Source organism: Candidatus Aquarickettsia rohweri, assembly GCF_003953955.1.
Lineage (GTDB): Bacteria > Pseudomonadota > Alphaproteobacteria > Rickettsiales > Midichloriaceae > Aquirickettsia > Aquirickettsia rohweri.
In genome coordinates, this window is sequence record NZ_RXFM01000050.1 from 1 (window position 1) to 9,271 (window position 9,271).

Annotated in this window: 11 protein-coding genes and 1 pseudogene; 10 read left to right on the plus strand and 2 right to left on the minus strand. The window is 29.9% G+C overall.

Annotation, left to right across the window (positions count from 1 at the left end; translation table 11 throughout):
• From EIC27_RS08210 to EIC27_RS04100, 10 genes are all read left to right on the plus strand, one after another.
• Positions 1-230, plus strand: a 230-nt coding sequence (locus EIC27_RS08210; RefSeq protein ID WP_205702304.1) for a transposase domain-containing protein, incomplete at its 5' end; no start/stop codon positions are given.
• A gap of 348 nt (positions 231-578) precedes the next feature.
• Entirely contained in the window at positions 579-1,835 is a 1,257-nt protein-coding gene (locus EIC27_RS04060) for a pyruvate dehydrogenase complex dihydrolipoamide acetyltransferase (RefSeq protein ID WP_126044853.1), read from the plus strand.
• Between the two features lie 24 nt (positions 1,836-1,859).
• A complete protein-coding gene (gene lpdA / locus EIC27_RS04065) occupies positions 1,860-3,266 on the plus strand; it encodes a dihydrolipoyl dehydrogenase (RefSeq protein WP_126044854.1) in 1,407 nt (468 codons plus the stop codon).
• 94 nt (positions 3,267-3,360) lie between these two features.
• A complete protein-coding gene (locus EIC27_RS04070) occupies positions 3,361-4,038 on the plus strand; it encodes a CADD family putative folate metabolism protein (protein ID WP_240627086.1) in 678 nt (225 codons plus the stop codon).
• A gap of 84 nt (positions 4,039-4,122) precedes the next feature.
• Positions 4,123-5,049, plus strand: a complete 927-nt coding sequence (locus EIC27_RS04075; RefSeq protein ID WP_126044855.1) for a class I fructose-bisphosphate aldolase — start codon at positions 4,123-4,125, stop codon at positions 5,047-5,049.
• Between the two features lie 342 nt (positions 5,050-5,391).
• Positions 5,392-5,604: a cold-shock protein gene (locus tag EIC27_RS04080; protein WP_126044856.1), complete on the plus strand. Its 213-nt coding sequence runs from the start codon at positions 5,392-5,394 to the stop codon at positions 5,602-5,604.
• Positions 5,605-5,761: 157 nt separating this feature from the next.
• Complete coding sequence (locus EIC27_RS04085) at positions 5,762-6,397, plus strand: 50S ribosomal protein L25/general stress protein Ctc (protein ID WP_126044857.1); 636 nt, start codon at positions 5,762-5,764, stop codon at positions 6,395-6,397.
• 9 nt (positions 6,398-6,406) lie between these two features.
• Positions 6,407-7,717: a methylenetetrahydrofolate--tRNA-(uracil(54)-C(5))-methyltransferase (FADH(2)-oxidizing) TrmFO gene (gene trmFO / locus EIC27_RS04090; RefSeq protein ID WP_126044858.1), complete on the plus strand. Its 1,311-nt coding sequence runs from the start codon at positions 6,407-6,409 to the stop codon at positions 7,715-7,717.
• Positions 7,718-7,726: 9 nt separating this feature from the next.
• On the plus strand, positions 7,727-7,879 hold the full coding sequence (gene ccoS, locus EIC27_RS04095) for a cbb3-type cytochrome oxidase assembly protein CcoS (protein ID WP_126044859.1): 153 nt from the start codon (positions 7,727-7,729) through the stop codon (positions 7,877-7,879).
• Positions 7,880-7,890: 11 nt separating this feature from the next.
• Positions 7,891-8,286 carry a nuclear transport factor 2 family protein gene (locus EIC27_RS04100; protein ID WP_126044860.1) on the plus strand — a complete coding sequence of 132 codons (396 nt, stop codon included), beginning with the start codon at positions 7,891-7,893 and terminating at the stop codon, positions 8,284-8,286.
• Between the two features lie 2 nt (positions 8,287-8,288).
• Here the strand turns inward: EIC27_RS04100 and EIC27_RS08215 are convergent.
• Both EIC27_RS08215 and EIC27_RS04110 read right to left on the minus strand, forming a co-directional pair.
• Positions 8,289-8,591 (minus strand): annotated as a pseudogene (locus EIC27_RS08215) (laccase domain-containing protein); the annotation flags it as partial.
• Positions 8,592-8,774: 183 nt separating this feature from the next.
• The coding region (locus EIC27_RS04110) for an IS66 family transposase (RefSeq protein ID WP_153183763.1) at positions 8,775-9,271 on the minus strand (497 nt) is incomplete at its 5' end.

Below are 9,271 nucleotides of genomic sequence, written 5' to 3' on the forward strand. Positions count from 1 at the left end.
GTATAAAACCATTTGCAGTTGGCAGAAAAAATTGGATGTTCTGTGCAACAACTAAGGGTGCTAAAGCTAGTGCAAATATTTATAGTATTATTGAAACTTGCAAAGTAAATAAGATTAATCCTTATGATTATTTAAAATATTTGCTGAATCATATTCATGATTATTCTGATCCAAAAGAGTTAGTAAATTTACTTCCATATAATATTGATAAAAAAATATCATCAAATTAAATTTTTTTTAGAATTATCAAAAAACTTAAGAAACCCAAAGAAAGGCGGATAATACTTGTCAAGATGGGGATATTTTAGCGTTTACTTCGCAATGACAAGGCAGGGGGACAGTGGATTGCCACACTCACTGCGTTCGCTCGCAATGACTACCTATAACACTGTCATCACGAAGGAGAGACGTTAGTCTCGACTGTGGTGATCCATAATTTGTTGTTACGTTAGGTTTTGTTTATGTATTGCTGGATTGCTGCGAGCACTATATGCTCTCGCAATGATAAAAATGTATTATTTATTGGAGACTATATAATAATATGCTAATGTGACTTAATTAAACACATACAATAATTTATGGCGATTGAAATTTTAATGCCAGCATTGTCACCAACAATGAAAGAAGGCAATTTAGCAAAATGGTTAAAGAAAGAAGGGGATTCTGTTAAATCAGGAGAAGTAATTGCAGAAATTGAGACAGATAAAGCAATAATGGAAGTGGAAGCTATTGACGACGGGATACTTGCAAAAATTGTAGTTTCTGAGGGGACAAAGAATGTTAAAGTCAACGATTTGATTGCTATCATTACAGAAGAGGGAGAAGATAAAGATGCTGCAATTGCAGAAATTGAAAGTAAAAAACCTCAAACTAAAGAGCCTCAAAAGCAAGAAGAATTAAAAGAGGAACCTACTGAAGAAAAATCAGAGGATATTGCTTTAGAGGAAAGCAGTAATGGGAAAAGAATATTTGCATCTCCACTCGCAAGGAGAATAGCTGCACAGGAAAAGATAGATATTTCAAAAGTTGAAGGGTCAGGACCTAGAGGTAGAATTGTGAAGTATGATATTGAAAGCTTTTTATCTCAAGGTAATTCACCAAGTGTTTCACAAACATATGTTCCTCAGGCTGATAAAGAAGTGCCTATCTCAGGTATGAGGCAAGTTATTGCTGATAGATTGGTGGAATCAAAACAGCAAGTTCCTCATTTTTATTTAGATGTAGAATGTGTTATGGATAAGCTCCTGGATTTTAGAGCAGATATAAACTCTTCTGCTCCATTGGATGAAAATGGAAAACCAGAATTTAAAATATCCATAAATGATATGCTAATCAAAGCTTCAGCATTGGCACTGAATAAAAATCCAAAGGTAAACTCTGCTTGGTATGGAGATAAAATAATTCAATTTGGTAGTGTAGATATTTCAGTTGCAGTCGCTATAGAAGATGGTCTTATGACCCCTATTGTAAAAAATGCTGATCGAAAAAATATGATTCAAATATCTAGAGAAGTAAAAGAGCTTGTAAAAAAAGCACAATCACAAAGACTTAAACCTGAGGAATATCAGGGCGGAAGCTTTAGCATTTCCAATTTGGGTATGTACTCTATAAAATCTTTTTACGCAATAATAAACCCACCTCAGTCTTGTATACTATCCATAGGTAACACTAGAGAAACACCTATGTTTGATAAAAATGGCAATATAGTTAAAAAGCAAGTGATAAATGTCTCATTGTCTTGTGATCATAGAGTGGTGGATGGTGCTACTGGTGCCATTTTCTTAAATACTCTAAAGGAGTTTATTGAAAATCCATCTTTAATGATATGTTATTAAATTTATATTAAGGAGCAAATAAATATGCAAAATTTTGAATATGATGTTGTCGTACTTGGCTCTGGTCCAGGTGGTTATGTTGCAGCTATAAAAGCTTCTCAATTAGGATTGAAAACTGCGATTATCGAGAAAGAAAATTTAGGAGGAGTATGTTTAAACTGGGGTTGTATTCCTACAAAAGCTCTTCTTCGCACAGCCGAAATATTACATTACATAAAAAATGCCAAAGAATTTGGAATCAAATGCGAAGGATTTAAAGTAGATTTTGATAAAGTAATTAAAAGATCAAGAGATGTTGCAAATAAGCTATCAAATGGAATCAGTCATCTACTTAATAAAAATAAAATTTCAATTATTGAAGGTTACGGAAGATTTTTAAATAAAAATTGTATTGAAGTTACAAAAGCAAATAAGTCCACTAAAGTGACTGCCAAAAATATAATAATTGCAACTGGGGCAAAGCCTAAATTTTTAAAAGGGCTTTCACCTAGTGATAGCAAAATAATAATGGGCTATAGAGAAGCGTTATTGCCAAAAAAGTTACCTAAAAAAATATTAGTTATTGGAAGTGGTGCTATCGGAGTTGAATTTGCTAGTTTTTATAATGCTTTAGGTTCAAAAGTCACGATTCTTGAAATTGCAGATAGGATTCTAATTAATGAGGATAGTGAAATTTCTGAATTTGCTCAAAAAGCATTTGAAAAAGAAGGTATTCAAATTTTAACTTCAGCAAAAATTAATAACTTCTCTATCAAAAAAGACGTTATTAATTTTGAAATATCCAGTAAAGATAAAAATTATAACGATTCATTTGATGCTGTTATTTCAGCAGTAGGAGTGAGTGCAAATATCAAAGATATAGGTTTAGAAAAAATTAATGTAAAAATCTCTGATAAAAAATATATATTGACCGATAAATCTTTGCGTATTAATGAAAATAATATTTATGCAATAGGTGATGTCGTTTCTCCGCCTTGGCTTGCTCATAAAGCCAGTCATGAAGGAGTTTTAGCTGCGGAATATATAGCTGGTAAAAATCCCAAACCTATAAATCATTTAAACATTCCAGGATGTACATACTGCCATCCTCAAATTGCAAGTGTAGGATTGACGCAAGAAAAAGCAGCAAGTGAATATGGTAAAGATAATATAAACGTTGGAAACTTTCCTTTGATTGCAAATGGTAAAGCTTTAGCTCTCGGAGATACGAATGGTTTTATCAAAACAATTTTTCATAAAAAAACAGGTGAATTGTTAGGTGCACATATGATTGGCCCTGAGGTAACAGAAATGATTTATGGTTTAGTTCTTACGAAACAACTAGAAGGTACTGAACTAGATTTAATGAGCACTATATTTCCACATCCTACAATTTCTGAAGCCATTCATGAATCTGTTTTGAATGCAGTTGGAAAAAGTATTCATATTTGATAGTATAGTTTTAAAGACAAAAGAATTAAAAAAACAGTTGATATTATCTAAGTGATTATAATATAATTCTTACTTGATTATTTAATAAAATATAATGGATTTGATGCAAAATTTTATTAGCACTTTATTTCAGAAAATCAAACCGTTTCATTTGCTAAAACATCCTTTTTATAACAAATGGTCTAATGGTGAATTAAATAAGGAAGTTTTAAAGGAATATTCAAAGCAATATTTTCATCATGTAGAAGCTTTTCCTAGGTGTATTAGCTCTATACATTCTAATTGTAATGAATTAGAAAATAGGCAAGTTTTGTTAGGAAATTTAATTGAGGAAGAAGACAAAGAAAACAGTCATCCGGATTTGTGGTTAAAATTTTCTAATGGCTTAGGAGTGGATTCAAAAGATGTAAAAAGTGTAAAATTAAATCAAGAAACAAAAGATTTAATAGATGAATTTTTAAATATTGCTAGATCTTCTTATGCAAAAGGTTTGGGAAGTTTATATGCTTATGAATATCAAATTCCCGAGGTTGCGAAATCTAAAATTATGGGTTTGTCAAAATTTTATGGCATTAATGATGAAGAAACAATAAAGTTTTTTAACGTACATATTAATGCAGATGAATGGCATTCTGAAGAGTGCCTAGGCTTGTTAAAGAAATTAAATTCAAAAAAAGATCAAGAAGATGCGATTGAAGGTGCTCATGAGCTCTCAAAACTAATGTGGAATTTTTTAACTGGAGTAGATAAGTCAACAGCACATATTCAATAAAATTTACAAATTAATTTGCTATATTTTATATTGAAAATATATTAAGTTTCAAATAGCATCTAAAAAAATTTAAACATAATTGATATGCACTTAACTGATAAAATAAAGCAAATCTTAAAGAATTATGAAAGTGAGTCTCCTGCTGTAAAATCAAATATAGTAAAAATATTAATGAGTGGGAAATTAGCTGGCACTGGTAAGATGTTAATTTTGCCAGTTGATCAAGGCTTTGAACATGGTCCAGCTAAAAGCTTTGCTCCAAATTTATCAGCTTATGATCCAGAATATCATATAAAATTAGCCTTAGATGCAGGTTTAAATGCTTATGCTGCTCCTAAAGGAATGCTCGAAGCGATTTCAGACGAATTTCGTGGAACAATTCCATTAATTCTTAAAGCTAATAGTTCAAATTCCTTGATTAGCAGAAAAAGTGATCCCAATCAATCTATTACAGCAAATATTCAAGATGCTATTCATTTAGGATGTACAGCTATTGGTTTTACTATATATCCTGGTTCTGATGATTCTCTTGGAATGATAGAAGAAGTTTCAGAAATGATTTCAGAAGCAAAATCGTATGGTCTTGCAACTGTTGTTTGGTCATATGCAAGAGGTGGTGATTTGACTAAAAAAGGTGAGACGGCATTAGATATTGTTGCTTATGCAGCACATATTGCTGCATTAATAGGAGCTAATATTATAAAAGTAAAGCCGCCTTCTGAAGTAATAGAAACAGAATCTGTAGCAAAAATATATTCAAAAAATGCTAGTGATTATAAAAATTTAAGTAATCGCATTAAACATATTATGCAAGCAGCTTTTTCGTGCAAAAGATTAGTTATTTTTTCTGGTGGTACTGCAAAAACAGAAGACGAAATATACAAAGAAATACATGCTATCAGTGATGGTGGTGGAAATGGATCCATTATCGGAAGAAATAGTTTTCAAAGGCCATATGATAAAGCTATAAAATTATTATCAAATATTATTAAAATTTATTTAAATAAATAGTCACTCCTAATTAAGGAAATAATGATACTTATCAGATAAGTTGCTTGTTATGAATAATAAATAATTGAAAATTTTTCAATTGGTTATTACAAGACTGTCTAAAGGTTATAATATAAATTTTAATCCATTTAAGTCATTACTATTTTAATAGATATAATGGAATTATTAAGATTATTTCCATAAAAGTGAATTCATTGCTTGTTTTTACGGATATAATATAATATGTTGTAAATATGTATTTAATAAATGCATAATATTATTAATTATTTTTATTTTAGTAAGCACTTAAATAGAGATTTTAATAATATTAAAATCAATAAATTAATATATTAAAGGTTACAAATGAGACAAATAGGAACTGTTAAATGGTACAATTCTACAAAGGGTTATGGTTTTATAACTCCTAACGATAGCAAAAAAGATGTTTTTGTTCATAGTTCAGCAATTTTAAATTCAGGAATAGATGAACTTCATGAAAATCAAAAAGTTGAATATACTTTAATAACTAAGAATGACAAAATTTCTGCTGATGAAATAGTAATTTTAAATAGTTAATTTTCACAATATATTATTTGGTATTAAATTAATACTTATCGTTTTTTAGATATATAATTTTTATCCCCCCAAAATTCATAAAATATTTATTGAAAAAAAATATTGGGTAATATATAAAATATATCGTCTTTTATAAAAATATTAGGGTTATAAATTTATGGCAGAATTAGTATTAGCAGGTGAAGAAAAAAAGGGATCAGGTACTGGTAATTCTCGGGCTTTAAGAAGAGATGGCAAGTTGCCTGCAATCATTTATGGATTTGGCGAAAATCATATGATTAACTTGGTATATAAAGATTTTTTAAAAGAATATCATAAAGGAAATTTACTATCTAAGTTGGTAAGTATAAAACTTGGCAAAAAATCATTAAAGGTTATTCCTAGGGATGTTCAAATAGATCCTGTTTCTGATAATCCTATTCATGTAGATTTTCAACTAGTAAAGGATAATGTTTCAATTAAGGTTGATGTAAGAGTTAAAGTGATAAACCAAGATAAATCACCTGGAATTAAAAAAGGTGGTATATTAAATGTAGTTAAAAAATACATAAGTCTTAACTGTATACCAAAAAATATACTAGGATATTTAGAGATAGATATTGAAGGGTTTGAAATTGGAAAAAACATCCATATTAATGATATTGAATTACCAAATGGTGTAGTACCTGTGGATAAAAGTAATTTTACAATCTTAACAATTGCAGGAAGAGTAGAAGAGAAAGATGAGGAGCAAGAAGAAATTTCAGATGATAATTCAGCTGAAGATAAAGAGAAAAAAGACGAAGCTAAATAATTTTATAGCATGCAAGTTGAAATTGTTGGAGCTGGCCTAGCTGGGTGTGAGGCTGCGTGGCAACTTGCCAAAAGAGGAGTAAAAGTTCACCTTTATGAAATGAGGGGTATTAAAAGTACTTTTGCTCATAAAACATCTAATTTAGCAGAATTGGTGTGCTCTAATTCTTTACGTTCAGATGATCCTAAAGTGGCAATAGGGTTGCTTCATCAAGAAATGAGGAAGCTTGATTCCTTAATTATGAGTGCAGCTGATTTATCTAAAGTTCCTGCAGGTTCAGCTTTAGCAGTTGATAGGGAATTATTCTCGAAGATAATAGAAGAAAAAATTAATCAAACTCCAAATATAACTGTAATACGTAAACGAATAGATGATATACCTGATGAAAATACTATAATTGCTTCTGGTCCACTTACTTCAGAAATTTTCACTCATAAAATACAGAAAATTTGTCAGAATCATGATTTTTTAGCATTTTTTGATGCTATTTCTCCTATTGTGACTAAAGATAGTATAGATTTTGATATAGCATGGTTTCAATCTAGATATGATAAAGGTGATGGTAAAGATTATATAAATTGCCCTTTAACTGAAGAAGAATATTACCAATTTATTGAAAATTTAATATGTGCTGAAAAAATTGAATTTAAAGAGTGGGAAAAAAATACGCCTTATTTCAATGGTTGTTTACCCATAGAAATTATGGCTCAAAGAGGTAAAGACACATTAAGGTTTGGTCCAATGAAACCAGTTGGGTTAACAAACCCCAAAACAAATTCTAGAGCTTATGCAGTAGTACAACTTAGACAAGATAATAGACAAGGTACACTCTATAATATAGTAGGTTTTCAAACAAAAATGAAATACAATGAACAAATTAGAGTTTTTAAGACTATTCCAGGGCTCAAAAATGCTGAATTTGTTAGGTTAGGTGGTATACACAGAAATACCTTTATAAACAGTCCGAAAGTTTTGGCTAATAACTTGAGCTTAAAAACTAATCCTAAAATAAAATTTGCAGGACAAATTACAGGAGTTGAAGGTTATGTTGAAAGTGCAGCCATAGGATTATTATCAGGAATATATTTTGCGTATGAATTAGCAAATAAGCCAACTCCATTAATAGATAGCAACTCTGCAATAGGCTCATTAATGAATTATATTACAGATGAGTCTCATAGTAAAAACTTTCAACCAATGAATATTAATTTTGGTCTATTTCCAGTGATAAAAATCAATAAAGGTCAAAATAAAAAAGATTTACAAATATCCAAAGCCATAACATACTTTGAGAAGTGGAAAGTAGAAAATAATATTTAATTAGTTTTTATGGGAGTATTATTATTTTTAATTCCTTTAGCTGTATTAATTGCTCTACTGGGGGTAATAGGAGTATTTTGGTCTATAAGAAATAATCAATTTGACGATTTAAAATCACAAAGTGAAAAAATTCTTTATGATAAGAACAGCGAACAAAATTAATGGGTATTTATATGAGCACAATAAATATTAAAAATGAAAATATTGTACATTTAGCTGAAAGCTATTATAGAGCTATGCTTGATAAAGATTTTGATTCCATGGGAAGTTACCTACATGACAATGTCCATTTTATTGGACCGCTTGCTGAAATGAGAGGGAAAGAAAGTGTAGTTCTTGCGGCCAAGAACTTGAGTAAAATATTAACGGAGATTAATATACGTTCTAAGTTCTTAAGTGGTAACCAAGTTATGCTTGTCTATGATTTTTTATTTTCTACACTCAACCTTAATTTACGATCTGCTGGTTTACTAGATTTTACCAATGGCAAAATTTCAAAGATAGAGTTGTTCTACGATGGCAGACCTTTTGAAAAAAAGAAGGATGAGATTTTTATACAAAATAAATAATTTTATAATTTTATAACAGATATTTGGCAACCGAAATGTTTTTGATTGTTATGAAAAGCTCTTCTACAACTAAAAAAGTTATTTGGGTTAGAATATGTGTCTATTTGTAAATCATCTACTTCACTGGCATTGCATTTGATAAGTTTGTCATAACAATATTTTGGTAAATCGAATAAGAATCTATTTTTATTAGTAGAATTTATGAAATAGTTTTTATTTAAGGGATTGTTACTTAAAAATAAATCATAAAATTTTTTGTGTATTTCGTAGTTATGTTGTCTTATGCATGGTCCAATTGCAGCGTAAAATTCATATGCTTCATATTTTTTTAGGCTTTTGTTCTACCACTTATTTTTATTCTTGCCTAGATGCCCTTATTTTAGCGCTTACGATAAAAAAATATCATCAAATTAAATTTTTTTTAGAATTATCAAAAAACTTAAGAAACCCAAAGAAAGGCGGATAATACTTGTCAAGATGGGGATATTTTAGCGTTTACATCCTTGCCAATTATTTAATGTATATCCAACTGCCTTACCAAGTATACTTTGCGGTGGTATTGCATCCTTCACTTCATCTAACAATTTTTTAATTACCTCTAATATTGGTACTGCATTTTTTTCTCTTAATTTCTTTGTTTCTCCAGGATCTAATTTTTTATCCAACGCTTCTCTTTCTATTTTATATAATTGACCTATATATTTTACCATCTTATGCGCTATTCCTGGTGTTTTTATTGTCTTTGTTATTTCTATGTATTTTCTTCTTGCATGTGCCCAGCACGCTACCCATGTTATTTCCTTCTTATCATGCAAGCCAGCATATCCACTATATGCATCTGTTTGATGATATCCTTTAAATTCTTTTAAAAATATTTCTGCGTTTTCTCCTTTCCTATTTTCCTGATAATCATATACTATCCCTCTTTTTTCCCTCTCACCACTTAGATGCACCCACATATATGAGCTACTTCCATTATTATCCA

Excerpts from the sequence above, each read along its gene's own strand:
- EIC27_RS04060 (WP_126044853.1), top strand. The coding sequence starts at position 579 with ATGGCGATTGAAATTTTAATGCCAGCATTGTCACCAACAATGAAAGAA.
- EIC27_RS04080 (WP_126044856.1), top strand. The coding sequence starts at position 5,392 with ATGAGACAAATAGGAACTGTTAAATGGTACAATTCTACAAAGGGTTAT.
- EIC27_RS04085 (WP_126044857.1), top strand. The coding sequence starts at position 5,762 with ATGGCAGAATTAGTATTAGCAGGTGAAGAAAAAAAGGGATCAGGTACT.
- EIC27_RS04070 (WP_240627086.1), top strand. The coding sequence starts at position 3,361 with ATGGATTTGATGCAAAATTTTATTAGCACTTTATTTCAGAAAATCAAA.
- lpdA (WP_126044854.1), top strand. The coding sequence starts at position 1,860 with ATGCAAAATTTTGAATATGATGTTGTCGTACTTGGCTCTGGTCCAGGT.
- EIC27_RS04100 (WP_126044860.1), top strand. The coding sequence starts at position 7,891 with ATGAGCACAATAAATATTAAAAATGAAAATATTGTACATTTAGCTGAA.
- trmFO (WP_126044858.1), top strand. The coding sequence starts at position 6,407 with ATGCAAGTTGAAATTGTTGGAGCTGGCCTAGCTGGGTGTGAGGCTGCG.
- EIC27_RS04075 (WP_126044855.1), top strand. The coding sequence starts at position 4,123 with ATGCACTTAACTGATAAAATAAAGCAAATCTTAAAGAATTATGAAAGT.
- ccoS (WP_126044859.1), top strand. The coding sequence starts at position 7,727 with ATGGGAGTATTATTATTTTTAATTCCTTTAGCTGTATTAATTGCTCTA.